Origin of the sequence: Pauljensenia sp. 20925_1_25, from assembly GCF_041433955.1 — a bacterium.
GTDB lineage: Bacteria > Actinomycetota > Actinomycetes > Actinomycetales > Actinomycetaceae > Pauljensenia.
In genome coordinates this window covers 1-26,457 of record NZ_JAPWCL010000029.1, presented here as the reverse complement: position 1 = coordinate 26,457, position 26,457 = coordinate 1, and the positions used below count along the sequence as shown (strand labels likewise).

The window sequence follows — 26,457 nt, the reverse complement described above, 5'->3', positions numbered from 1 at the left end:
ATTAACCCGCCGGTCGCCGAGAACCAGCAGCTCGTCATCGACGCCCTCACAAGCAGTCGACTCGCGCTGCCGTTCGCATTCTTCGTCGCCGTCGGCGTGCCCCTGGTGGAGGAAATCTTCTACCGCCACATCCTCATCGGCAAGCTCAGCGCGTATGCGCCCACGTGGGCCGTTGCGTCGACCTCTGCGCTCCTGTTCGCCTACATGCATTGCCACCAGTGGCAGGACATGATCGCCTACCTGCCCATCAGCATCGTCCTGACGCTCGTTTACGTGTTCTCCCGCAAGAGCATCGCCTACTCGTGGATGTTTCACGCGCTCAACAACTCGATCATGGTGGCCCTGATTTTCGCCATGCAGGGAGCTTTGCAGAACGCCTGATTGATGGGTGTGGTAGCGCCCCGCCCGGTTTCGGGCGGGGCGCTACCACACCCACGTGCGAGTACAGTCTGCCGGGCAGCCGCACAACCGAGCAGCCGCAGGGTCACTGGCTACCCCAACCAGCAACGCGCAAGCTGACAGGTGACAATCTGGTCCCCATCATGCACACGTTAACCCACTACTACGCACGTGGGCCTTCTAATCCGCATGTAAACCCGCTACTACGCACGTGGGTCCTCTAATCCGCACGTTAACCCGCTAATACGAACCTGGGCAGCCCCGCCCACGCTCCAAATAGCGGGTTGACATGCGACATAGCGGGTTACCGCTCGCAGCATCGGGTTCGCGCACGAACAACACACCCTGCCAGAGGCCATTGCGCCCAAAACGCAGACCACCTCGCCCACAACAGCCCATTTTCACCATTTTTCACCGAGGTGGTCTGCACTTTGAGCGCCGCACCCTACGCCGCCCGGGATCAGCACAAGCCTCCACCGCCATACGCGTCACACGCTCACGCAACTCCATCGAATACTTACGCCGACCAGACATCCCAAACCTCCAATCCGGCCTAAGACACTCTCCACAATACCCGGGACACTTCAACACCCTGCCAGACGCCGTTGTGCCCAAAACGCAGACCACCTCGCCCACAACAGCCTATTTTCAGCGTTTTTCACCGAGGTGGTCTGCACTTTGAGCGCCGCACCACCACGAACCGCAACCTCGCTGCCTCAAAACGGGGGAAACGACATCATTAGAGCCGCGACACGCCGGCGACACGCCGCCAGCCAGCTCCTAATGCTGCACCCCCAGCGGGCCAGATTGGAAACCAACGCAGGGCATACAGCCCCCGGCTGGTGCCCAACTGCGGTGCCGGTGGGCGGGGGCAGGACCTGGCCGGGCTTCAAAACGACGCCGATCACCCACCAGCACACCAGGCACCGCCGGTGTGGAGGGCATGCGGGACAAGAGAGGCCTGGCTGTGGGGCTTGGCGGCGGCGCCCGTGGGCGGCGGGTCCTGGATGGGATGTGCACAGCAATGAAAAGCCCCACCGGTGTGGAGGGTGCCGGAGGGTCCGGAGGACTTGGCCGGGCTTCGAGATCGACGACTCCGAGCCGAAGGCTCGCGTGTGGCGATCTCGCGGGCGGGCCGCCGCCCACCGGCACACACAGCCCCACAACAACCAGCACCCACAACAACCAGCACCCACAACGAAACGAGGCCGCGACCGGTTTCCCGGCCACGGCCTCGTCGCGCTCAATCAGTGCCACTCAGCAAAGCGGCACCGTCAGCGATCAGGCGGTCATGTCCACGTGGTCCTCGACCGCGGCGCGGCCAGCCTCGAGGCGGGCGACGGGGACGCGGAACGGGGAGCAGGACACGTAGTCGACACCCACGTTGTGGAAGAAGTGGATCGACTGCGGGTCGCCACCGTGCTCGCCACACACGCCGAGCTTGATGTTCGGCTTGGTGGAGCGGGCGCGGCGCACGCCTTCGGAGACCAGGGTGCCCACGCCGTGGACGTCGATGGACTCGAAGGGGGAGACACCGAAGATGCCGGCCTCGATGTACTGCGGGAAGAACACGCCTTCGACGTCGTCGCGCGAGAAGCCCCACACGGTCTGCGTCAGGTCGTTGGTGCCGAAGGAGAAGAAGTCGGCTTCCTCGGCGAGGTCCTCGGCGGTCATGGCGGCGCGCGGCAGCTCGATCATGGCGCCGATGGAGACGCCGGACAGGTCAACGCCGTGGGCGGCGGCGACGGAGGCGATGATGCCTTCGGCCTCTTCGCGCACGAGCTGGAGCTCACGCACGGAGCCGACGAGCGGGACCATGATCTCGGGACGCGGGTCGAGGCCGCGGCCCACGAGTTCGGCGGCAGCCTCGCACAGGGCGCGCATCTGCAGGGCGAACAGGCCGGGCAGGTAGATGCCCAGGCGCACGCCGCGCAGACCCAGCATGGGGTTCTGCTCGTGCATGCGGCGGACCTCGACGAGCATGGCCTCGTCGGCGGGGTCAAGGGTGCCGGTGGCCTTGCCGACGGCAACCTTGGTCTCCAGCTCGATGAGGGCGGGCATGAACTCGTGGAGCGGCGGGTCGATGAGGCGCACGGTCATCGACTTGCCGTCCATGACCTCGAGCATCTCGAGGAAGTCCTGCTTCTGCAGTTTCTCGAGTTCGTTGAAGGCGGCCTGGCGCTCGTCGGACTCGGGGGCGGAGAGGATCGCACGCTCGACGAGCGGGCGACGCTCACCCAGGAACATGTGCTCGGTGCGGCACAGGCCGATGCCCTCGGCACCGAACTCGATGGCGCGCGTGGAGTCGAGGGGGGTGTCGGCGTTGGCGCGCACGCGCAGGCGGCGGACCTTGTCGGCGTGGGACAGGAGCTTGTCGACGGCCTCGACGAGCTCGCGGGTACCCGCATCCTCGCCGGCGGCGGCGAGGCCGGCCTCGAGGCCTTCGGCGAGGTAGGTGGTGACGGGCGAGTCGGTCACGGGGACCTCGCCGCGGAAGATTTCGCCGGTCTGGCCGTCGATGGCGATGGTGTCGTCAGCGGTCAGGACGAGGTCACCGATGGTGACGGTGCCGGCGGCAGCATCGATAACGAGGGACTCGGCACCACACACGCAGGTCTTGCCCATGCCGCGGGCGACGACGGCGGCGTGCGAGGTCTTACCGCCGCGCGCGGTGAGGACACCCTCAGCGGCGACCATGCCGGGCAGGTCGTCGGGGTTGGTCTCGCGGCGCACGAGGACGGTCTTGATACCCTTTTCGGCGGCTTCGATAGCCTGCGCGTTGTCGAAGGCGATCTTGCCGACGGCGGCGCCCGGGGAGGCGGCCATGCCGCGCGCGATGAGTTCCTTCTCGGCCTTGGCGTCGAACTGCGGGAACATCAGCTGGGTGAGCTGGTCGCCGGTGACGCGACCCAGGGCCTCGTCGCGGGTAATGAGCTTTTCGCCGAGGAGCTGGGTGGCGATGCGGAACGCGGCGGCCGCGGTGCGCTTGCCGACGCGGGTCTGGAGCATCCACAGCTTGCCGCGCTCGACGGTGAACTCGATGTCGCACATGTCGCGGTAGTGGGTTTCGAGCTTGCGCATGATGGCGCGCAGCTCGTCGTAGACGGGCTTGTTGATGCGCTCGAGGTCGGACAGGGCCAGCGTGTTGCGGATGCCCGCAACGACGTCCTCGCCCTGCGCGTTCTCCAGGTAGTCGCCGTAGACGCCGGAGTGGCCGGAGGAGGGGTCGCGGGTGAAGCACACGCCGGTGCCGGAGTTTTCGCCCATGTTGCCGAACACCATGGTGCAGATGTTGACGGCGGTGCCCAGGTCGTGGGGGATGCGCTCGCGGCGGCGGTAGATGCGGGCGCGCTCGGTGTTCCAGGAGCGGAAGACGGCCTCAATGCCCATGTCCATCTGGGTGCGCGGATCCTGGGGGAAGTCCTCGCCGGTCTGTTCCTTAACGATGCCCTTGAAGGTTTCGACGAGGCCCTTGAGGTCCTCGGCGGTCAGCTCGGTGTCGCCCTTCACGCCGCGCTCGGCCTTGAGGTCGTCGAGGGCGTCGGAGAAGAGGTCGCCGTCGATGTCGAGGACGGTCTTGCCGAACATCTGGATGAGGCGGCGGTAGGAGTCCCACGCGAAGCGCTCGTTACCGCTAACGGCTGCGAGGCCGAGAACGGACTCATCGTTGAGGCCGATGTTCAGGACGGTTTCCATCATGCCGGGCATAGAGAACTTTGCGCCGCTTCGCACGGAGACCAGGAGCGGGTCGGCGGGGTCGCCGAGGTGGCGGCCCATCTGATCCTCGACGCCGCGCAGGGCGCGGGTGACCTCGGTGGCAAGTGTCTCGGGAACGGCCGACTCCTTGAGGTATGCGCGGCATGCCTCGGTGGTGATCGTGAAGCCGGGGGGAACAGGCAGGCCGAGCTTCGTCATCTCGGCGAGGTTCGCTCCCTTGCCTCCGAGCAGGTCCTTCATGGACTTGTCGCCCTCGGAGAAGTCGTACACATACTTGACCATCGTGGTCCTCAACTTCCGTGTTTGCGATGATTGGCCCGACGCCGGGCCGCTACCACAGGCAAGGATACACGCCTCAAGGGACTAAGGTCACTTCAAGACACACCCTCTTATGATTGTCCTGACATGAACGAGGCCGTGGTTGCTTGTCGGGTATCGTACCCTCGCGCGGGAGCGGGCGTCAGGCGGGTTGGTCAGTGGTATCGGCGAGTCTGTCACGCAGGTGCCGGCAGACCGCGCCGCTCACGTCCAGCCAGATACGGTGCTCCCGTGTGATCACCGTGATGTTGTAGGCGGCCAAGCTACCGCTGACCTCCCCTACGTCAATTGACTCGACATCCGTAACGTTAAGACCGAAACACAGTGACCTTACGCGCCGCACTGGAAACGACCCTCCACGAGCCAATGTACGGCCTGGGCAGACCAGAACGCTCCAGGTAAATCACGCGACTCGTCGAGCGGCCGTCGGTCGTGAAATCGATACACGCTCACTCTCGCCAGGCCGGTGGCAGCAAGCATCAGCGCGCGCAACCTCCAGCAGGTCTTAACAGCCACCCTAGTACATACGCGTGTGGGGTGGGCCAAGCGGTCCACCCCACACGCGTTTGAGTAGCAGATCAGCGCACGCGGAACTCGATCGTGGTGCCCTCACCGACGTCGATGAGGTCACCGTCGTTCAGGGCGATCGTCACCATGGGGGTGACGTCCTGGAAAGAGCCGTCTGCGTGACGCAGGACGGTGCCATTGGCGCTGCCCAGGTCCATGAGCGCCCACGAACCCGGCGTCGTCATCATGACGGCGCAGTGGGAACGAGAGATCTCGGTGGCCGGGCTGGGCACGCGCAGCACGGTCGCCACGGGGCGGCCGGTCAGGGCGCGGGCGTCGGGGTCGCGGCCGATGACGACGTCACGCGAGACCTCAACGGGCACGGTGCCGCCGTGGATCAGGAAGGCGACGGGCGCGGCGGGGCCGGAGTTGACGGGGGCGAGGCGCAGAATCGTGGCCTCGGTGTCGGTCTCGGCACCCAGGTCGGCCAGGCCGGCGGCGCTCATGGCCTCGGGCGCGGCGGGCGGTTCGGGTGCCGTCTCCGGCTCGGGGGCAGGCGCGGGTTCCGGCTCAGGGGCGGATTCAAGCTCTGCTTCCGGCTCAGGAGCAGGCTCGAACTCGGGGGCGGACTCAAGTTCCGCTTCCGATTCGGGAGCAAGTTCGGTGTTTTCCTCCGACTCGAACTCGGACGAGGCCTGGGCGGGTTCCACGAAGGCGGCACCACGGTCGATGGTAGCGGTGCGGTCGAGGGACTCAGCCGTATGGATCGGCGGCTCGACGGCGTCGGCGACGACGTAGAGCTCGCTCGAGGTCTGTTCAAGGTCCTCGGAGGGCGCCTCGTCCTGCGCATCATCCGTGGCGTCCACGGGCGCGTACGGATCGGGGGTGGTGCGGGAGGCACCGGGCAGTGAGACGGGACCGTTGCTGGTGGCCGCGAGGAACTGGGCTTCGACGGCAGCCAGGTCAACCGCAGGCGCGTGCGTGATCGTGGGTTCGGGCAACTCTTCGCGGGCGTCGCGACGGGCGCGACGCTCGTGGTCCGGGATATCCGGGTTGATGAGGAAGCCCATCGTATCAACAGGCATCGACGCGAGGGCCTCAACCTCGTCGAGCGCGCGACCGATGCGGATCTCGCCAGCCTCGACGCGGTCTGCGGCGGGCACCATCCACGTGATCTCGTCACCGTCGATGATGGTGGCCTCGAACGTCTGCCACTCGCCCGGGTTGAAGGGCCAGGCCCAGATCGGGTCGTTCCACACCTGCTCGGTGATCTGGCCGGCGGCGCGCATGCGCAGCTGAATATTGCCGAGGACTGTCAAGTAGGGCTGTTCGCCCGCACAGTCGAGAAGCAAGACATCGCCCTGCTCTGCCTGCACGTGAGAGAGCCACGCCTGGGTGTCAGCGCGCCCCCACACGACGTCGGCCGCGGAATCCGCGAAATCGAGCGGCACCAACGCCGCGCCGAGGGGTCCGGTGACGAGCATCGCGCCCTGTCCGCGACACAAGAAGCGTCCAATCTGAAGCATCAGTCACTGCCTTCTCTACGAGGAACCCGGCGCGCTGTCTGAATCGACGCCGGACGTACTGGTTGAATCATCCGATTCATGACATTCGTTGTCAATGTTACTCGTGATTCTTTTCCTGCGTAGACTACTACGGCTGTCGTGTTGTCGCGAGTGCCCGCTTCGAGGCTGGCTTTCACGAGTGCGTCAGCGGTGCCCTGCGGTCCATTGCCGGCGGCGACAATGGCGTGGATCTGCGAATCCTGTAGGACGCCGTGCACGCCGTCTGTACAGATGACCGCGCGGTCGCCTTCTTCCATCGGCATGATGGTGTAGTCGGCTTTCACACTTCCGGTTTGTCCGGCACCCAGCGCCTTGGTCACGACGTTGGCTGGAGGAATGACCTGGGGCGCGCCTGAGGTGGCCGCCAGGTCGCGAGCCTCCTGCAGCGCGGAGTGGTCGTGGGTGAGTTGGCGGATGCCGCCGGCACCGACGACGTAGGCGCGTGAGTCGCCAACATTGAAGGAGAGCCAGAAGGCCCCTTCCGCGGTCCACAGGACCATCAGACCGGAGAGTGTCGTGCCGGGGGCACTCATCGGATTGTCAGCAGGTGCCAGGGAGGCCACGTCCGTGGCGGCTGCGTCAATCGCGACGGACAGATCGACCAGGTCGACGGGACGGTCTCCGAGTCGATCAGGACTCAGGAACTCCTGCAGTGTAAGGACGGCCTGTGCTGAGGCCCGGGCACCGCCGAGGTGGCCCCCCATCCCATCTGCGACTGCGAAGACGGGCGAGACCGCCAGCCAAGAATCCTCGTTGTGTGAGCGGACCGGACCGACGTCGGTCGACGCACCCCACAATAGTGGCGCACGCTCGGCATGTTCACCCTGAGCCATCTACCTTTGTCCTTCTCGCTACGTTGGGCGCGTGGGATAGCGCGTAACGCATTCATTCTACACGTGCATCATTAATGGTTACACAAAATGGACCGCAATTCGCCCTGGTCAGCCACGCGCTGGAATACGCTACACGGATGGTCAGGGAACAGTTTGACAGGCCCTCACAGGGTCGGACATACGGCCCGAGGAACGCGACACCGTCGTGATTTCCATGCAGTTTTCGCCGCTGGCTCCATCCACGCTCACCGTCGCCGCCTCGACGCTGCCGTGCGTCGTGCCCGCGGGGCCGCTCCCCTCGTAGGAGTACGTCACATCCGCCGTGGCCAGGCCATCGGGAACGCTCCACGTCCACGTCACCTGGCCGTCGGCGTACTCTCCTGCGAGCGAGGTGACCTGCGGGGGTGCTGCTCCGAGGGGGTTCTCCGCGTTCGTCGACGCGCTCGTCGTCTCCTCAGCAGGGGCGATACGCGTGAAAGATCCTTCGTCCCGCAGGATACCGACCACCAGACCCGCGCCAATCACTGCGGCCAGCAGAGCCAATCCCACCGCTGCGACGGGATTCAAGCCCCGCTTGGAAACGTCAGGGTCGTCGACCGTACGACGGGCCGAGGCCTCGGCCTCCTCCGTCGAGTGATCGGCGTTCCACGAATCAGCCACGGCCTCGACGCCGCCGGAACCCGCCCCACCCTCGAAGGAATAATAGGACGACGAGCGCATGCGCGTGTCGTCCGGGTCGATGACGGGGGCACCACGCGTGCGCGTATTCTGGTCGCCAGCGGAACCGGCCGAGGCTTTGGAGCGCTTCTCCTTGATTTCCATCTCGGTGCGCGCGTAGCCCAGCTCTTGTTGGACGCGCTGGAGACCCTTGCCGAACTCTAACGCCGAGGGGGTGCGCTCATCCGGGTTGATTGCCATCGCCGCGCGCAACACACGCTCAAGCTCCGCCGGGGCGTCCGCGCGGCCCAGGCCTCGCATGCGACCGCGCTGCACGCGGTTCGCGATCGACGCCGCCGAGTTATCCCCGATGGGATCCTCGAAGGGGCTGCGGCCCGTGATGAACGTCCACATCGTCGACGCGAGCGCCCACACATCCTGCGTCGGCACGGCCGGCGAGTTAATGTCCTGCTGCTCCGGGGGTGCCCACAGCACCGAGAAGCCGTCAAACGCGCCAACCTCCAGCTTGCCGATCTTCGAGGCGACACCGAAGTCCGCGAGGACCGGCTTCCCATAGGCGTCCAGCATGATGTTCGACGGCTTGATGTCGCGGTGCACGTAGCCTTGGCGGTGGAACATTTCGACGACGCCGCACACCTTGATCATCGTGTCCAGCGCCGTCTCCAGCGACATTGGCCGCGCGCGCACCTGCGTCAGCAGGTCAGCAACCGGGCAGTACTCCATCACCAGGTAGGCGCGTCCATCGGAGGTCGTGCCCACGCCGTGCAGCTCCACCACCGAGGGGTGGCCGGCCAGCAGGGTCATGGCGTCAGCCTCGCGGTGCAGCTCGAGGGTGCCTCGCTCGTCCCCTTTCGCGCGCACCACCTTGATGGCCACGTCGCGGCTGGGCAGCTCCTGGCGGTACAGGAACACGTCGGCGAAACCACCCTGGCCGAGTGGGCGAACCCACCGGAAGCCGGGAATCTGGGGGCCACGCGTGGCCACGACCGCTGAACTCACTGGTCGTTCTCCTCCTGCATCGTGCGCGCAACAGCTGCGCTCAATCGCAGCTTACGGCGCATTCGCAGGCTTCGCAGGGACAGCGCGCGACGAATGCGCGCAAAGAAACCGGCGTTCTTGCCCACCTGCGAGCGCAGCGCACTCACCTGCACCCACGCGTCACGAGCGCGGTCGCGGGAAGCACCGTGAGACGCGAAGTCCGCGACGTCCGCATAACGGGCGATCACGACCGGGGTGGGAACGTCGTCACCGAATCGGCTCCACCCGTCGATCACATAGCGGCCCTTGGTCGCCGAGGCCTCGTCGAACTCGACCGAATCGGTCGAGCCGTCGTCGCCATGGCGCACCGCACCCGTCACCAGGCTGAAGGGGTCACCCGGGTGCTCGCCGAGGTTCCACTGGGAGGCCAGCGACCAGGCGGTCTCCTGGCGGGTGCGTCCCACCTCGATAGTCAGGCCGGAGTCGGCGGCCAGGTCCACGACCTCGTCCCACGAGCCGATCAGCGCGTTGGCTGCGGCGGCTCGGCGGCGGTGGCGTCGACGTGCGGCCTTGTAGGCCAAGATCGCCAGAGGCGGCACCAAGATCAGGAGGATGCCACCCGCGACACCGGCGACGACGCGCCAGGGGAAGTTCTCATCCGGTGTCTTTACCGGGTCCGCGTTTTGGTCGCGCGTCGACGGCGGCAGCTCGGCGGGAGCATCCGGGGGCTCCGGCGGCTGGAGGACCTGCGGGCGCGGCACACTGCGAGGCTTGGGCACCTGCGTCTGCGGCGTGTGGTCGCGCGGAGGGGTGGGGTCAAAGACGGCCCAGATGCCGTCTCCGAACTCAACCTCGACCCAGGCGCGGATGTCAGAGCCGCGCAGGGAAGCGGCACCGCCCTGCGAGCCGCCCTCAGGGTAGGCACCCATGACGACGCGAGCGTTGATGCCCAGCTGGTGGAGCATGAGGGCCATGAGGGCCGTGTACTGCTGGTCGTCGCCGATAAGGTTCTCGTCGCCGGAAATCATGCGCTCAAGGCGGTCGGCGCGCACGCCGGGACGCGAGAACTGCGTGTTCTCGTTGAGGTAGTAACCGTAGGTCGACAGATGGTGCTCGATCGCGCGCGCGGCGGCCAGAGCCGTCGACGCGTTCTGCGTCAGATCCGTGGCCATCGCGCCGATGCCCTCGGGCACATGCGTGTCCTTCGACGTGTTGGGAGCAACTGAGAGGGAGGATAGCTCCTCGTCGCGGATGCGTTCGACGAACGTGGTGCGCACGTCGTAGGTCATCGTGCCCGCGCGCCCTGTCGTCAGGGCCGCGTTCCCCCACGTGTCGACAAAGAGGCCGTCCTTTTGCGTGTCCGCTCCGGTGCCGGAGAAAGTAATCTGCGAGGGGATTCCCAAGACGGGTACCCACGGGCCGGACAGGCCGTTGGTTGACACGGTGACGGTTGAATTGCCTTCGGCGCGCCCGGGGATCGCCGTCTCGACGGGGATGTAGCCGGAGTGGCCATCCCCTCGGGTTTCCGACATGCCAAAAGTGGTGCCGTCGTACACGTCCATCGCGGCGATGCGCACGCGCTGGTTCTCGGGCAGGTCAGAGACGGTAATAAGCGTCTCGTCCTTCAGATCGGTCGTGTAGTGACGGAACGAGGCCATCGGCGAGGGGTACGCCTGGATGTCCAGCGGCGGCTCCACGAGGTCGCGGCCAACGACACGCGCCCCGGACTTGCCCAGGTAGGAGGCGGCAGGCAGGGCCACGCCCACGGAAATCGCGAGCATGAGGGTCGCGCCGAGAATACGCCTACCCACGTAGACAGTGGAGCGAGAGCTGCGCCCGAGGGTATTCTCTGCCCCGGCCGCACCGGAGCGGCCCACCAGGACGTCCTGCCCCAGCGTGATGCGCTGGTACTGAGCGGCTGCGGCCCACCACGCGCCCAGGAGCGCCCACCACAGCAGGACCGCCCACACGGGCAGCGCGTGGCCTGACAGGCCAAAGAAGATGGCGATCACGCCCATCGCGACAAGCGGGATGGACCCCAGGATGGCGCGCCCAGCACGGGCGGTGATGAGGCCTGAGAGCACGGCAAAGAGGAGGCCGCTCATCCACGGGACGAGGCCGGGGCCCGAGTATGCGGACACGGGTGCGGTCAGCGTCAGCAGATCCTTCCACGCGCGGAAGGAACCCAGGACCATGACCTGCAGGGTCTTACCGGTGGGCAAGAACCCGAAGAGGGCCTCGGCGCGCAGGGCTGCGGCGCTCCCGAGCAGGAAGTAGGTGACCAGGACGGACAGGACCGTCGTGAGCATATCCCAGCGCCACTTCGTCGACGCGTAGGCGATGAGCAGGCCACAGGCCACGCCCGCGCCCGCCGCGATAGCGCCCACTCCCCCGCCGAAGACGGGTTCGAAAGCGACGACCGGCCCGGCGAAGAGGACCGCGAGGACGAGCAGAGACCACATCGGCAAGCGCGTGCGGAACGTCGCGAAGCGCTCCGTAATCGTCAACAGGCGGCTGCGCGTGGTCCTCGGCTTGGGCATGTGCGCCTCAGAGCGCGCGCCCGCGAGGGCGTGTGCTGCCGAGGGCTGTGTGGGTTCATCCACCGAGCGGCGGTCCGTCTTAATGGGAGAGCCGGGGACGGCCTCGCCCTGAGGATCGACGCGCTGGGCGCGGGGCTTGGTGTTCACGTTGCTGCTCATGCCAGACCCCCGGCGACGATAATGCGCGGCAGGTCATCCAGGGTTGCACAGTCGAGGAGAACTCCTCGGCCGAGGTTTCGGCGGGCGCGCGCTTTGTTCACGCCGATACGGATGATGGACACGGGCACGTCGATGGGTGCGAGGCGCGCGAGGTGGGCGGCGTCCGAATCAGTTGTCTCGGGGCCGACGATGAGCGTCAGTGCGGAGACTCCGGGGCGCTGAGCCACGGCCTCGCGCACGCGCAGCGCCAGATCCCCGGAGGAGCGGCGCGAGATTTCGGACAGGGAGTCCAGGAGGCGCATGGCGACCGAGGACGGCAGCCACTCATCGGTCGTCGTCACCGACACCGGGCGCGACTCACGCAGGTTCGCCAGGCCCAGGGAGCCCGCGACCGACACGGCAGTCTCGAAGGAGTCGTGGTCCCACGCGTCGCGGGAGGTATCTAAGACGATGACGTGGTGGGAACGGTGGGTCTCCTCGTACTGGCGCACGATGAGCTTGCCGAGGCGAGCGGTCGACTGCCAGTGCACGGCGCGGCGGTCATCGCCCGGCTCGTAGTCGCGCAGCGCATGGAAAGACACGTCGGAGCTGGAGAGCTTGCCAGTGGACACGCCCTCGACGTCGAGCTGGAAGCCGGTCGCGTCGAAGGGGACGCGGACCGTGCGCGGGTGAACGTGCAGGACGACGGGTTCATCCCAGGAACGCACGCGGCGCAGCAAGCCGAGGGCATCGGAGCGCACGGAGCGCGCAGGGCCGACATTGATGAGCCCTCTGTGACGCGAGGAGATCAGGAACATCTCGTCCCACGTCGCGTGCGCCCCCAACGGAGGAACGACGAACTCGCCCGTTCCCGTGCCGATCGGCAGCTCGATGATGCCTGCGCGCACCGGACGGGCACGCTCGTTGCGCACCACGAGCTCGCCCACCGCCGTCTGACCTGCGACGATACGTTCGTTGGGCACGCGGATCGACACGAGGTGCGGGGGCTTCCACGCCACGCGCGTGGCCGCGAGCACCAGGGCGACGACGCCCGCGAGGGCACACGCCAGGGCCTCGACCCACCGGAGGGTCGCCGCGAGAATCAGGGAGACCGCGACGAAGAAGACGAGCGCCCACCCGGTGGGCGTCACTAGGTCGGCCAGCGCCTTCAGAGGGTGCTGACGGGAGGCCTGCGCCTTACGCGGCGAGACCATCGTTGCATTGTTCGAACTCTTCCCTTGCATCGTCGTTTCCGGTCGGCGCGTTACGCGCCCACCGCCGGGGCAGGCACCGACGTCAGGGCGCGCTGGATGACGCCCTCAGCGGTCGCGCCGGAGAACGCGGCGTCGGGGTCAACGATAATTCGGTGCGCCCACACGGGCACGGCCAGGGCCTTGATGTCGTCGGGCAGGACGAAGTTACGCCCCTGCGCGGCCGCCCACACGCGGGCGCAGCGCACCATGCCGATGGCGCCACGGGTGGACACGCCCAGCAGCGAGGACTCGTCGTCGCGAGTCGCTTCAGCCAGCGCCGCCACGTAGTCGAGGACCGCGCGGTCCGTGTGGTTCGCCGAGGCCAGGGCTGCCCAGGCGACGATGTCCTGACCGGTCACGAGGGGCTCGAGGTTCTTCGAGCGGTCGGGGGAGGCCGAGCCGTCGAGGACGTCGATCATGGCGGCTCGCGAGGGGTAGCCGATCGAGGTCTTCATGAGGAAGCGGTCTAGCTGGGCCTCGGGCAGCGGGTAGGTGCCTGCCTGTTCGACGGGGTTCTGGGTCGCGATGACCATGAAGGGCTGGGGCGCGGGGCGGCGCACACCGTCGACCGTCACCTGGGCCTCTTCCATGACCTCCAGGAGCGCGGACTGGGTCTTGGGCGAGGCACGGTTGATCTCGTCTGCCAGGACGATCTCCGCGAAGACGGGACCGGCGTGGAAGACCCACTCGCCCGTCTTCTGGTTGAACATGTTCACGCCGGTGATGTCGGAGGGCAGCAGGTCGGGGGTGAACTGGATACGCGAGTGCGTACCGTCAATGGTCGCACTGATCGCGCGCGCCAGGGCCGTCTTACCGGTTCCGGGAGCGTCCTCGAGCAGGAGGTGTCCGCCCGCGAACATCGTCGTCAGCGCGAGGCGCACCGCCTGATGCTTGTCCAGGACCGCGACGGACACGCCATCGACGAGGCCCTTGAAGACCTGGGCGAACCTAGTTGCATCTTCGATGGAAAGGGTCATGAGTTGTCCTACTGTCTCTCTCGTTGCTTGTAGTGGGTGAAAGTCTTGTGCTTTATTCGCCTCGGCAGTTCTTCACGACCTGCCGCGCATTTAGTTCTCGCGCGGTGATCGACTCCGTAAGGATACCCGGTATACTCTGCGTCCCCTGTGAGAAGCGGAACTCCGTGTTTTGGGACGGCCGTCCAGTCGCCACCGTGCAGACGAGCGTCCTGCCCGGCTGGAACTGCGAGGCACGCGAGGCCGTCAGGGTCATCGAGCCACACTCTTGGCCGTTCGGGCAGGCGGTCATCCCGGTGAAGGACGCATCGATCTTGTCAACCGATTCACCCGTCGTAAACGTGACCGGCACCTCTCGGGGGGACCCGCCGGTACTGACCAGCTCGACGACGGCCGTGTACTGGTGGACCGGCTGCAGCCCCGACACGGTGACCTCCGTCATCGGGCCACTGAATGTCTGCTTCGTGTTCGCTACGTCCTTGATCCACACGTTGGTCTCCTTGACGGAAGTACCTTCAGGAGGGGTCCACACGATTTTGACGCTGTTGGTATGTGGCTCGGCGGAGACTGTAAAAGGCGGGATCGGCGAGCTGCCACCGTCGCCGTTACCACCACCGTTACCGCCGCCGTCTCCGTCATGCTTGCCGTCACCAACCCTTCCGCTGGCTGCCGTCACCGGACTCCAGACATACGACCCATCGTCCTTCTTGCCACGCTGGCAGAAGTAGTAGGTCATCATGGAGCCGGGCGTAAGAGAGTCACCGACGAGGAAGTCGCCGCGGTCACCGTTATTCAAGCGAACGGGGTTGCCGGGTGCCTTGCACCCTGCCTCACTGTCCGCGTAGAAGAGCTCCAGGTCGTTGACCGTGTAGCCGTTACCTTCCTTCAGGCGCGCATTGGAGACGCGCAGCTTACCGGAGGCGTTGTCTGCCGGGGTATCCAGCTGCGGCGCATCGGGTGCCAGCGGAATCGTCTTTGCCTCGCGCTCGGGCGCGGGCGGAGCATACGTCTTCACATCGGAGGTCGCACTAAGCCCTGCGGCGTTACTGACCGTCACGCTCACCCGCAGAGAGTCAGCCCGCTCCACTGTCATGGTCGTGGTAGCGGTCCCATTCGTCTCATTGGTCGCAGGACCAGGAACGGTCGTCGTAGCGCCATTGACGTTCACCGTCGTCGGCCCCCAGCCCTTCGAGCTACCCGACTTGAAGTAACTCCAGGTCACGGTAATCTCAATTTTGCCGTCCGCGGCGTTACGCGCCTCGGCATTCATCACCTTGGGCTTATCGGGGCTCTCAAGCTTATCCTCCGCCTGCGGGGTGGCCACAGCACCCGCAGATGGCGCGGAATCTCCAGCGCCGCTGTGCGCCACGACCACCACCGTGTAGGTGAGGCCGTTCGTCAGGCCCGTGAGTGGACACGTGGTGTTGCCCTCAGTCGAGCACGACACATCCGCTCCGCCGGCGACAGAAGCGATCACTGTGTATCCGGTGACCTCGGAGCCGTTCGCCTTGGCCGCAGCCCACGTCGCTGTGATGCTTCCGTCACCGGCCTCAAGGCGAAGCGCACCGGGAGCACTCGGGACGTTGGAGATGGTAATGGGGTTCGAGGGTGCCGAACGCTCGGACTCGCCCTCCGCACTGACCGCGATCGCGGTGAAGGAGTAGGTCCTACCTGTGATCAGGTCGGTGACCTCGCACACCTCCTTGTCACAGGTGGCGACCTGCTTGCCAGTGTCGTCGAAGAGCCTGTAGCCGGTGATCGGCGACCCGCCAGACTTGGAAGGCTGGAAGGTCACGCTCGCACCGCCCTTACCGGTGTTGTCGGCGCGCAGATTTGTGGGAGGATTCGGCTTACCCGGCACCGTGACGGTGATCGTGCCCTGGACGGCACGCGAGGGGTCGGCCAGCTTGTCGTTGACCTTGAAGCCGACCGTGATCACGCCGGAGGCGCTGGGCGTGATGGACACGGTCGTACCCGACGAGGTGACAGTCGCCTCACCCGAGGACACGAGGACCCCTTCGAGGGTGATCGGCGCGTCCGGGAAGGGGTTCGTCGCAGCCGACGCCACGTCCACGCTCACGGTCTGGTTCACCTTAGTGGTCAGCGTATAGACGGGCAGCTGGATCAGGGGCTTGATCGACGCGACGACCTCGACGGGGATCTGGGCCGACACCGTGTGGCCATCCTCGTCCGTGACGCTCACGGCGATCGAGCCGACCGGCCCCTGCGCGGTTCCCTCGGCGGCCGTGACCGACAGGGTCGTGCCCGACAGCGAGGCCTGAATCGAGTTCGGCGCAGAGTCCATGGTGTAGGTGAACGTGGAGGTATCCACGCCCTCGGGGTCGCGCACGGCCAGCGCCAGGTTCTGCACCACGGCCTCGCCCCCGGCCTCGACGCGAATAGCGGTCGGGGTGAAGGTCGGCGGCTGGTTGACCGTGGCCTTGATGCGCACGGGAAGCGACAGGGAGGCGGTGAGCGTCCCCGCGTCGGAGGAATCGCCGTCCGCGACCTGGATGAGGAACGCGGAGTTGCCGCTAAACGCGGCGTTCGCGTTCAGGGTCAGCTGCGTGTTGGAATCAGCGACGACCGAGTCGAGGCCCTCCGGGGCCACAGGACTCGACCCCTCGACGAGGCGCGGGCTGCGTCCCGAGCGAGTAATGACGTAGTCCGACAGGTTGATCGTGCGCGAGGTGCCCGCGTCCATCTCGATCGGCAGATTCGCCGAGCTGAGGAACGGCGCGGTCGAGTCGCGACCGGGGACCCGGACAACAGCCGAGTTGGTCAGCCCATCGCGGTCGGTGATCGTGTAGACGACCAGGCGCGTGGATTCCGAGGTCGGAATCAGCAGGTTCGAGCCGGAGACGGTCACGCCGGCATCGGCGGTGGTCAGGGTGACCTCGTCGATACTGCCGTCGGGGTCTTCATCGTTCTCGAGGACGTTGACGGACACGGCGGAGCCGTCCGTGGGCAGCGCGTCATAGTCCACGAAGTCGTCGCGGGCGATGGGTGCCTTGAGGGGCGCGTCATCTTGGACGTAGACCGTCAGGGTGCCGCGCGCGGAGCCGCCGCGACCGTCGCTGACCGTGTAGGACACGAGGTAGGTGCCAACCTTGGAGGGCGTGTGCACCTGGACGGTCGTATCGGATCGGACCTGCGGGTCGAGTTCGGGCGTGGCCGTCTCGAGGCTGTCCTTCTCGAGGCTGAGCGGGTCGCCGTCAGGGTCCAAGTCGTTCGACAGGACGTTGACGGTCACCATGCGATCAGGGCGCGTCAGGACGGTGTCGGGCACTGCCACCGGGTTCTGGTTCAGCGAGGGAACAGGCGTGACGGCGACACGGACGCGAGCCGAGGCACGCGCGCCCTGGCGATCCTCGACCGTGTAGGTGAAGGAGTCAGTGCCGGACTCCGAGGCGTTGGGCGTGTACTCAATCCACGTGGCCTTCGCGGTCGCCGAGCCCTTCTGCGGCGAGGAATCCACGCCGCGCAGGGTCACCGAGTCGCCGTCCGGGTCAATACCGTCAAGCGAGACCGGGATGCGGGTGGCCTGACCGGCCGTGGCCCACGCGGTGATGTCGCGGGGACGCGGTGCCTGATTGTGGTCGGAGGCTGCCAGGATCTCGAAGGTGACCGTGCTGGAGGCGCGGTTACCGGCGGAGTCAATGACCGAGTAGGTGACATCCATCGTGCCCGGGGTGTCCCCCGCCTCGAGACGAACCTGGTTACCCGTCACGAAGGGGGTCCCCAGGGCGGAAGCGCGATCATACTCGAGCGTCGACTCGACCTGCAGGTTCAGGCCGGCCGGCGAGCGATCATTCGCCAGAACGGAGACCGTGCCAACATCGCCGACGCGCACCTTGCCACGATCCGGCTTGAGGACCGGCGGCAAGTCGGTGCGGTCAGAGGCACCGGGAATGACGGTCACGCTGGCGCTGGCGCTGCCCTGCCCGTTGGACACCGTGTAAGAGAAGGACACCGTCCCTTCGAGGCCTGTCGGCGCAGTCACGCGCAGCAGGTGGCGGTCGATGAGGGCCACCTCTAGGCCGGGCACGGACGAGGAATCAATCGACGTGATCGACAGGACTCCACCCGTCGGGTCGTAGTCGTTGGCCAGCGGCGCAACCAGCACGGACCCGCCCTGCGGCAGGACCGCCGTATCGTTCTCGGCAACCGGGGGCAGCGCAACGGTCTCAACGACCACGACGCGCACAATACCCAGCGTCGTCGCGACGCCGTCGGAGATCGTGTAGGCGAAGGAGTAGGAACCCGGGGACGACGCCACGAAGTCAATGGTCCCGCGTTCCAAATCCGGCGTGATCGACGCACCCGAGGGCGCCCCGGACACAGCGGCCAGCATCAGCGGGTCGCCGTTGGGATCAGTGTCGTTCTTGAGCGGATCCAGGGTGACGGTCTCGCCCGGGTGCGCCAGGAACAGGTCGCCGTTCGCCACGGGCGGCAGGTTGCCAGCCTCCTGGACGTTGACAATGAGTTCGCCGCGCGTCTCAGCGCCCTGATCGTCGGCGACGGTGAGCACGACGGTCTTCGGACCAGCCGCGGAGCCTTCCTCGGTGATCGTCATCGTGCCGTCCTCCATGAAGGACACGCTCAGACCTTCGGGAGCCTCGGCATTCTTCAAGAACAACGGGTCGCCATCGGGGTCACGCCAGTCGGACAGGGCCTGATACTGGATCTGCGCGCCCTGGCCGATCTTGACCGACGACGCACGAAGCTGCGTGGGTGCCTCGTTCTGCGAGTAGGGGTGGATTGTCACCTGCACCCGCGCGGGGGCGGTCGCGGTCCCGTCCGAGGCCTCGTACGTGAACGACGTGGAACCCGTCTGATCGGCATCGACGTCTGCGATCTGCAGCGCGCGACCGGAGCGCGCGACGGCCACAGAACCCCATGCGGGCTGGCTGGTCGGGCTGGCGGTCAGCACGTCTCCGTCAATGTCGGAGTCGTTGTCCAGGACCGGCAGGATCGTCGAACGGCCCGGGCGGATGCCGAATTCGTCATCCACGGCCTCGGGCGGGGTGTTCTCCTCGCGCTTTTCGGGGTCGGCGATCTCGTTCGTCAGCTCCGGGCTGTCCTGTTCGTTCTCGGACTCCTGGAGCTGGTTTTCGACCTCATCCCAGTTGTCCATGAGGACCATGTTGGAGTCGGGCAGCCACACGTTGCCCTGCGCGACGTCGTTGAGGACGATGGCCTTGCGGTTGGTGCGGAAAACGATTTCCTGGGCGCTCTTGAGCGTATCGACGACTGTCTGCTGGTTGTTGGAGGCGTCGTCGCACGAGCGCATGAACGCGCCCGAGCCGACCCACGCGCCGTAGGAGCAGCCCTCGTGGCGCACGGGAGCTGCGGGGATGCCGCTGGGGGATCCCTCGGCGGCGGGGATGATCGTGGGTGCACTGCCCTTCAGGGGGATGCTCACCAGGGACGAGGCCGTGGCCAGGAGGACGGAATCGTACGTCGGTCCGGCCTGCTGGAGGACTCCGCCCGCCTCGACGCCTGCGGCGCTGAGGTTGAGTGTCTTGCCGCCGGGCAGGAAGAGGGTGTTCGAGGTGGAGTCGAGGGCGACAACCTGGTCTCCGACGGCCGTCATCGACAGCGACGCGTCTGCGGGGATGCCTTCGATCACGGAGGTCTTCGCTTGGTCTACGGCACCCTGCCGCTTAACAGTTGTGAGGGATCCGGAGGAGGACAGGGAGTAGACGGTGCCGTCCATGCCGGTGACAAACGCGCTCGCGCCCATGTTCGAGGCGACGGCGGCATTGTCAGAAAGGTTCGCCGGGCTCGGCGTGGTGGCTGACGTCGTCCACAGTGTGCCATCTGTCGCATTCAGGACGCCCAGGACGTCCCCGCCCTGCATCGCAACCGAGCCGGAGGGAAGGGCCGTCGGGGACCCCAAAGCGACCTGGGTAACATTGACCGGCGCAACAGTAAGTGAGGACAGGTCGGACACCGTAACAGTTTCGCCAGCCTGGCCGACATCGAAATTGCTAGCCTCGGTGCGCAGCGCACCGTCAAGGATGCGGGCCTCATAGTCGAGGTGACCGACCATCTGCTTGGACTTATTTGTTACCCAAATTCCGCCATCATTGACGTTTACCTGCGTAACTTCCGCACCCTTATAGATGACGCCAGCGATGCAGAGCGCAACAACAACCAGCATGAGAACAAGCGCCGGCAGGCGTCGTCTCGCGCTGGTCAGGTTTCGGCGCGCTCGAGCGTTCATAGACCCTCTCTCGATCAATGATTAGTGCCTTGCAAATAGTGTGGCATGAGTTCGCAAGACGTTCATAGTTAATGAGAATCTATCAGAGCCACAATTACTTGACAACCAGAGAGCGACCCGCCGTTATACGACGGGCCGCTCCCACAGAGGCGAAGGTTTGTCAACCTTAGACAATTGGTGAGTAAATCACTCTCCGTTGAAGGTAAAAGTCCGTTCCTTACCCTCTCCAGTGACACCAACCGTGACAACCTGACCAGGTTGCAGCTCTCCGAAAAGGATCCTCTCGGACAGCGCATCCTCGATTTCGCGCTGGATCGCGCGACGCAGCGGACGCGCACCAAGCACCGGATCGAAGCCCACGTCAGCCAGCAGCTCGCGTGCCTCGTCCGTCAGTTGCAGACGCATATCCTGCGCCTCCATACGCTTGGCGAGCTTCGCGATCATCAGGTCGACAATGCGCGCAATCTCCGGCTTCGTCAACGGCGGGAACACAATCGTATCATCAACACGGTTGAGGAACTCCGGACGGAAGTGCTGCTTAAGCTCCTCCGCAACCTTCGACTTCATGCGACCGTAATCATGCGTCGAGTGATCCGCGGTCTGGAAGCCCGTCAGCACGCCCTTATTAATATCGCGGGTACCCAGGTTCGTCGTCATGATGATGACGGTGTTCTTAAAGTCCACCTTGCGACCCTGCGAGTCCGTCAGGCGACCCTCCTCCAGGATCTGGAGCAGCGAGTTGAAGATGTCCGGGTGAGCCTTCTCAACCTCATCGAAGAGGACGACCGAGAACGGCTTACGGCGAACCTTCTCCGTGAGCTGACCACCCTCGTCGTAACCGACGTAGCCGGGAGGAGCACCGAAGAGGCGCGACGCCGTGTGCTTCTCAGAGAACTCGGACATATCCAGCTGGATCAAGGCATCCTCATCACCGAAGAGGAACTCGGCGAGAGCCTTCGCCAGCTCCGTCTTACCCACACCCGTCGGACCCGCAAAGATGAACGAGCCACCGGGACGGTTCGGATCCTTCAGGCCCGAGCGCGTACGGCGGATCGACTGAGCGAGAGCCTTCACGGCCTCGTCCTGGCCAATAACGCGCTTATGCAGCTCATCTTCCATCTTGAGCAGCTTCGCGGTCTCCGTCTGAGTCAGGCGCACGACCGGGATACCCGTCGACATGGCCAGGACCTCGGCGATCTCCTGGTCCCCGACCTCGGCGATCTCGTCGGACTCGCCGCCCTTCCAGGCCTCCTCCTTCGCCTTGCGTTCTTCGGACAGCTTCGACTCCTGATCGCGCAGCGACGCGGCCTTCTCGAAGTCCTGATCGTCGATGGCCGCCTCCTTGTTGCGGCGCACCTCGGCGATCTTCTCATCCAGCTCGCGCAGCTCCGGCGGCGCGGTCATGCGGCGGATACGCAGGCGTGCCCCGGCCTCGTCGACCAGGTCGATGGCCTTATCCGGGAGGAAACGATCCGAGATGTAGCGATCCGCCAGCTCGGCGGCTGCCTGGATCGCGGCGTCCGTGATGATGACGCGGTGGTGCGCCTCATAGCGGTCGCGCAGGCCCTTGAGGATCTCCACCGTCTCCTCGACGCTGGGTTCCTCGACCTTCACCGGCTGGAAGCGGCGCTCGAGAGCCGCATCCTTCTCGATGTACTTGCGGTACTCGTCGTTCGTGGTCGCGCCAATCGTCTGGAGCTCGCCGCGCGCCAGCATGGGCTTGAGCATCTGGGCCGCGTCGATCGATCCCTCGGCGGCACCCGCACCCACGAGGGTGTGGATCTCGTCGATGAACAGGATGATGTCGCCGCGCGTACGGATCTCCTTGAGGACCTTCTTCAGACGCTCCTCGAAGTCGCCGCGGTAACGCGAACCCGCGACCAGCGACCCCATGTCAAGGCTGTAGATCTGCTTATCCTTGATGGTCTCAGGCACGTCGCCGTGCACGATCGCCTGGGCGAGGCCCTCAACGACCGCGGTCTTACCGACGCCGGGTTCACCGATCAGGACCGGGTTGTTCTTCGTGCGGCGCGACAGGACCTGCATGACGCGCTCCATCTCGACGCGGCGGCCGATGACGGGGTCCAGCTTGTTCTCGCGCGCGGCCTGCGTCAGGTTGCGACCAAACTGCTCAAGGATCGCGGAATTCGAGCGCTCTGGGCCGCCCGAACCGCCCACGCCCGCGCCCACCGACTCGCGGCCCTCGTCGTCGCCGCGCTGGTAGCCGCTCAGCATCTGGATGACGGTCTGGCGCACCTGCGCCAAATCCGCGCCCTGCTTGGTGAGCACCTGGGCGGCCACACCCTCACCCTCCTTCAGGAGGCCGAGCAGCAGGTGCTCCGTGCCAATGTAGTTGTGGCCCAGCTGCAGGGCCTCGCGCAGGCTCAGCTCAAAGACGCGCTTGGCGCGCGGCGTGAAAGGAATGTGGCCCTCGACCGGCTTCTCACCCTCACCGATGATCTCAATGACCGAGGCGCGCACGGCCTCGCCCTTGATGCCCATCGTCTCCAGGGCCTTCGCGGCCACGCCCTCACCCTCAGAGATCAGGCCGAGCAGCAGGTGCTCCGTGCCAATGTAGTTGTGCTTAAGACCGCGGGCCTCGTCCTGCGCGAGCACGACGACACGGCGCGCACGGTCAGTAAAGCGTTCGAACATGTCTCTCCTTGTTTCAGGGGCAGCTGCCCCGCCGAACTCGGCGTACACCCGTCCCAGTTGACTAGTTACAGACTACGGAAAGCCCGAGCGCCGTGCGCGCGCTTTCGCCCTGGGCGCAGGGACGAGGCCGGGGCGGGGTGACGGGGCCTCTGCAGCACGAAGCCGAGGTAGGGGGCAAGGATACGGGACTGGCACATGACACTTCGGTAGTACTGAGCTAATGCAGAGTCAAGGCGTCGTCAGCGCCGGATCAAGGCGGGGCATGAGATCGAGGCAATGCAGTGCAGGCAGCGAGAATGAGGCACGCACGGCAATAACTAATCCCAGCGCCCCCCAAAAGCCGGACCTGCACCCCTCCCTCAAAGTCGCATGCAATTCCCCCACACCAGATTTCACCAACCACCAGAAACGTTGCAATTGCAACGCCCGTGCTTCAACACGTGAAAGGTTGCCATGGGAATTGCACGCGACATTGGGGAGCAACCACGCTCTGTGGCCACACGCAGATTCCATGCAGCTAGCCCCACAAGAGACACTGCATGCGGCTGAGCGCAGCAATGCACCAGTTAGGGGGCATTACACCAGTTAGGGAGCATTACACCAGTTCCCAGCTGGTGTAATACCCACCCAAGTGGTGTAACACCACTTAAGAACAAGCGTGGACGCGGAGCTGTCGAGAGCATTCAACCCTATCGGCAGGATTCAACCTCATCGGGAAGATTCAACCCGATCAGAAGGGGTTGAAGCTTACCGATCAGGTGCAACACCCCATCGGTAACAAGTGCGAGCGCGGATCCGCGCGCACCTGACCCCCTAGCTTGAGGAGCGGCAGGCACAATGCCAGCATTGACGAGGCAGGGACGGGCGACGCGCCCTATCAAACAGCACAGCAGTGAGGGGGCATGACACCAGCTCCCCACTGGCGCAATACCCACCTAAGAGGCGTAACACCAGTAAGGAACAAGAACAGTCGCGGCACGAGCGACTGCGGACTCGTCATCGGCGACGCAACACAACCGAAAACAAGCGAAGACGCGGCATGACCTGAGACACTAGGCCTCCACGAGGACCGTGAACGGGCCGTCGTTCACCAGCGAGACCTCCATCATCGCCCCAAACTGGCCGGTTTCGACGTGCAGGCCCCGGCCTCGTAGGTCCGCCACGACCGCGTCAACGAGGGGTTCGGCCTCGTCCCCGGGGGCGGCGTGAGCCCACGAGGGACGGCGACCCTTGCGAGTGTCCCCATACAGGGTGAACTGCGAGATCACGAGGATCGGGGCGTGCACGTCAAGCGCAGAACGTTCGTCGTCGAGGATGCGCAGCTCGGCGATCTTGCGGGCAACCGTGGCCACTTGCTCGGGACCGTCGCCGCGCTGGACACCCAGGAGGACGACGAGGCCTTGGCGCGCTCCGCCGGAACCCTCCCCCGCCAGGGTGGCCTTGCCGGGTGTTGCGTCGACGTCACCGGGGGTACCCACGCCACGCGACGAGACCTGAGCGGAAGACCCAGCCACCGCCTCGTCCCCAGCAGAACCAGCAGGAAGCGCGAGGCGGCCGACGACCTCGCCGTCGACGCGAACCTCGCCCGAAGTTGCCCGCTGGATGACGGCGCGCATCAGCGTGCTCCCAGGGCCGAGCCCAGGCCGCCAAAACCCGTTGATCCGCCGCGCTGGCCGGCCTCGCGGGAGAGGTCGGCACCCGGGCGGGTCTGCGGGGACACGGAGGACTTGCCGTGGACGGGCACGATCTCCTCCTGGGCGGCGGCGACGCCGTCGATGTCAAACACCGTGGTCACGGGTACGGCGCGCGCGATGAGCGCGAGTGCGATTGGTCCCTCGTCCGCGTGGCGCGCCGACGAGGTGATGACGCCGACCTGACGCCCGCCCATCTCGATGGCTGTGCCGGGTGCGGGCAGGTCGCCGCGTGAGCCGTCCAACTGCAGGTAGGTGAGGCGGCGCGGGGGGCGTCCCAGGTTGAGGACGCGGGCGATGGTTTCCTGCCCGCGGTAGCAGCCCTTCGCCGTGTGGACGGCGGTTCGCAGCCAGTCCACCTCGGGCGGGATCGCGCGGGCGTCGGTCTCGCGGCCCAGGCGCGGCTTCCACGCGGCGATGCGCATGGCCTCCCACGCCAGGTATCCGGCGCGGCGACGCGAGCCTGCCTCGGGGAACGCGGACAGCCACGCGGCCTCGAACTCGTCCGCAGCCTGCCGTGAAACAACGTGAAACATCATGGGCGTGCGCGCGCCGGGGTGGCGCTCGCCCTGGAAGTAGGCGGCCCCGCCCTCCACCACGCCGGGCCACGGGTCCTCCCAGGTCCACAGGAGTCCGGGCAAGCCCACCACCGAATCGGGCGTGTTTGCGCCCGCGCGGACCGAGGAGAACACGACGACATCGCACTCGGAAACCGCGACGCGCAGCGCAAAACGCATCGAATCAAGGAACGCCACGAAAGAATCGACGTCCGAGCGCTCCACGATCAGGCGCAGCGCCTCGCCATCGTCGCTCGCGCCCGCCCAGTGCTCGACGCGCCCCTCGGGCGAGAGGATCAGCAGCTCGCGGCTCACGCCGGGCACGAGGTCCGTGACGATCTGGGAGGCGAGCGACGTCAGCCACGTCAGCCGATCAGCCCCCGACACAGAAATGACCGCCAGGTCTGGGCGGCGCACCAAGGCGCGACCAGCTTCAAGGGCCCACTGCTCCCCCGACGGATCCCCACAGTGCGCGGTCGCGCCGAAGGAGGCCACGGCCTCGTCGACGAACTCGGAATCAACCGAAGGCTCAGACAAGGAAGCCGCCCTGCGAGTCGTCAATGCCGTCGATGACCTCGCCGGATTCCGTGGAGGCCTGCTCGGTGCGGTGCAGGCGGCCCGAGATCTCGACGTCGGCCTCATCCTGGCCATCGAGTGTGCGTTCCTGCGTCCACATGAGTTCGCCGGCAACCAGGCCGAACATGCGGCCCAAGTGCGTCAGACGGGGCGCGTCCACGCCAAGCGCGATCGCGTCGGAGACCATCTGCACGCGCGGGCCGACGCTCACGCCGTCCCACACAGCGCTGTGACCTTCGGTGGAGGCAGAGGTCGCCGTGAACTCGCGGGAGTTGTACTGGCCGGGCGGCGGCAGCGGCGCGTCGGAGGGCGCGACGGATACGTACAGGGTCTCTTCGCTGATCAGGTCGCCCTTCTTGATAGCAGCCAGGCCCTGCGCAGCGTCCCACGTGGGGTCGATCGGGGCGGCAGACTCACCCGCATACACGCGGGTCACCAGGCGCATCTGCTCGCCGACGACGTCGCCGCGGATCTCCTCGATGACGGGCGAATCAGCAGGGGCCTCGGCGGAAGCTTCCTGGCCGGGGGCGGGGTTTGCGTGCATGCCCCACCCCTCCCAGGTTCCGAGCATCCACGCGACGGGAGCAACGAGTGCGGGCAGGTCAGCAGGTATCACCATCATGACTCCAGCCTAACGCGTGGGGCGGGCGGGCACCGCGCGGCGCGGGGGCGCGCAGCTGGCGGCGAACAGGGACGAGACCCGGGCCGCCTCCCGGGGCAGGCGCGGTTGAGGAAGGCGCAGCCCAACGAGGCCCGGGCCGCCTCCCGGGGCAGGCGCGGTTGAGGAAGGTGCAGCCCAACGAGGCCCGGGCCGCCTCCCGGGGCAGGGTCCGGTTCTGGAAGACACAG

General features: G+C 66.2%; 13 protein-coding genes. 1 reads left to right on the top strand and 12 read right to left on the bottom strand.

All coding sequences use genetic code 11. The features are described from left to right. Positions 1–381: lysostaphin resistance A-like protein (locus O3932_RS09970; RefSeq protein WP_371538159.1), on the top strand; the 381-nt coding region annotated here is incomplete at its 5' end. A 1,299-nt stretch (positions 382–1,680) separates the two neighbouring features. Here the strand turns inward: O3932_RS09970 and ppdK are convergent. The 12 genes from ppdK to O3932_RS09910 all read right to left on the bottom strand — a co-directional run bounded on the left by ppdK (position 1,681) and on the right by O3932_RS09910 (position 26,230). Then, positions 1,681–4,398: a pyruvate, phosphate dikinase gene (gene ppdK, locus O3932_RS09965; protein WP_371538156.1), complete on the bottom strand. Its 2,718-nt coding sequence runs from the start codon at positions 4,396–4,398 to the stop codon at positions 1,681–1,683. Positions 4,399–5,012: 614 nt separating this feature from the next. Further along, positions 5,013–6,467, bottom strand: a complete 1,455-nt coding sequence (locus tag O3932_RS09960; protein WP_299241958.1) for an FHA domain-containing protein — start codon at positions 6,465–6,467, stop codon at positions 5,013–5,015. Beyond that, positions 6,467–7,339 carry a PP2C family serine/threonine-protein phosphatase gene (locus tag O3932_RS09955; RefSeq protein WP_009647609.1) on the bottom strand — a complete coding sequence of 291 codons (873 nt, stop codon included), beginning with the start codon at positions 7,337–7,339 and terminating at the stop codon, positions 6,467–6,469. Before O3932_RS09955 ends, O3932_RS09960 begins: the two co-directional genes overlap by 1 nt. 141 nt (positions 7,340–7,480) lie before the next feature. After that, positions 7,481–9,016: a serine/threonine-protein kinase gene (locus O3932_RS09950; RefSeq protein WP_371538153.1), complete on the bottom strand. Its 1,536-nt coding sequence runs from the start codon at positions 9,014–9,016 to the stop codon at positions 7,481–7,483. Then, positions 9,013–11,694: a transglutaminase domain-containing protein gene (locus O3932_RS09945; protein WP_371538150.1), complete on the bottom strand. Its 2,682-nt coding sequence runs from the start codon at positions 11,692–11,694 to the stop codon at positions 9,013–9,015. Before O3932_RS09945 ends, O3932_RS09950 begins: the two co-directional genes overlap by 4 nt. Beyond that, positions 11,691–12,887 carry a DUF58 domain-containing protein gene (locus tag O3932_RS09940; RefSeq protein ID WP_009647608.1) on the bottom strand — a complete coding sequence of 399 codons (1,197 nt, stop codon included), beginning with the start codon at positions 12,885–12,887 and terminating at the stop codon, positions 11,691–11,693. The genes O3932_RS09945 and O3932_RS09940 overlap by 4 nt, the downstream gene beginning before the upstream one ends. Before the next feature lie 50 nt (positions 12,888–12,937). Next, positions 12,938–13,903: a MoxR family ATPase gene (locus O3932_RS09935; RefSeq protein ID WP_296503052.1), complete on the bottom strand. Its 966-nt coding sequence runs from the start codon at positions 13,901–13,903 to the stop codon at positions 12,938–12,940. Between the two features lie 52 nt (positions 13,904–13,955). Next, positions 13,956–20,129: an Ig-like domain-containing protein gene (locus O3932_RS09930; RefSeq protein ID WP_371538147.1), complete on the bottom strand. Its 6,174-nt coding sequence runs from the start codon at positions 20,127–20,129 to the stop codon at positions 13,956–13,958. Positions 20,130–20,315: 186 nt separating this feature from the next. After that, positions 20,316–22,784, bottom strand: coding sequence for an ATP-dependent Clp protease ATP-binding subunit (locus O3932_RS09925; protein ID WP_009647610.1), 2,469 nt, complete (start codon positions 22,782–22,784; stop codon positions 20,316–20,318). 1,052 nt (positions 22,785–23,836) lie between these two features. Continuing rightward, positions 23,837–24,400 carry a D-aminoacyl-tRNA deacylase gene (gene dtd, locus O3932_RS09920; protein WP_371538144.1) on the bottom strand — a complete coding sequence of 188 codons (564 nt, stop codon included), beginning with the start codon at positions 24,398–24,400 and terminating at the stop codon, positions 23,837–23,839. Continuing rightward, a complete protein-coding gene (locus tag O3932_RS09915; protein WP_371538141.1) occupies positions 24,400–25,569 on the bottom strand; it encodes a folate-binding protein YgfZ in 1,170 nt (389 codons plus the stop codon). The genes dtd and O3932_RS09915 overlap by 1 nt, the downstream gene beginning before the upstream one ends. Next, entirely contained in the window at positions 25,562–26,230 is a 669-nt protein-coding gene (locus tag O3932_RS09910) for a heme-binding beta-barrel domain-containing protein (RefSeq protein WP_034504432.1), read from the bottom strand. The genes O3932_RS09915 and O3932_RS09910 overlap by 8 nt, the downstream gene beginning before the upstream one ends. Positions 26,231–26,457: the final 227 nt, after the last annotated feature.

Excerpts from the sequence above, each read along its gene's own strand:
- O3932_RS09925 (WP_009647610.1), bottom strand. The coding sequence starts at position 22,784 with ATGTTCGAACGCTTTACTGACCGTGCGCGCCGTGTCGTCGTGCTCGCG.
- O3932_RS09940 (WP_009647608.1), bottom strand. The coding sequence starts at position 12,887 with ATGGTCTCGCCGCGTAAGGCGCAGGCCTCCCGTCAGCACCCTCTGAAG.
- ppdK (WP_371538156.1), bottom strand. The coding sequence starts at position 4,398 with ATGGTCAAGTATGTGTACGACTTCTCCGAGGGCGACAAGTCCATGAAG.
- O3932_RS09930 (WP_371538147.1), bottom strand. The coding sequence starts at position 20,129 with ATGAACGCTCGAGCGCGCCGAAACCTGACCAGCGCGAGACGACGCCTG.
- dtd (WP_371538144.1), bottom strand. The coding sequence starts at position 24,400 with ATGCGCGCCGTCATCCAGCGGGCAACTTCGGGCGAGGTTCGCGTCGAC.
- O3932_RS09935 (WP_296503052.1), bottom strand. The coding sequence starts at position 13,903 with ATGACCCTTTCCATCGAAGATGCAACTAGGTTCGCCCAGGTCTTCAAG.
- O3932_RS09910 (WP_034504432.1), bottom strand. The coding sequence starts at position 26,230 with ATGATGGTGATACCTGCTGACCTGCCCGCACTCGTTGCTCCCGTCGCG.
- O3932_RS09960 (WP_299241958.1), bottom strand. The coding sequence starts at position 6,467 with ATGCTTCAGATTGGACGCTTCTTGTGTCGCGGACAGGGCGCGATGCTC.
- O3932_RS09945 (WP_371538150.1), bottom strand. The coding sequence starts at position 11,694 with ATGAGCAGCAACGTGAACACCAAGCCCCGCGCCCAGCGCGTCGATCCT.
- O3932_RS09955 (WP_009647609.1), bottom strand. The coding sequence starts at position 7,339 with ATGGCTCAGGGTGAACATGCCGAGCGTGCGCCACTATTGTGGGGTGCG.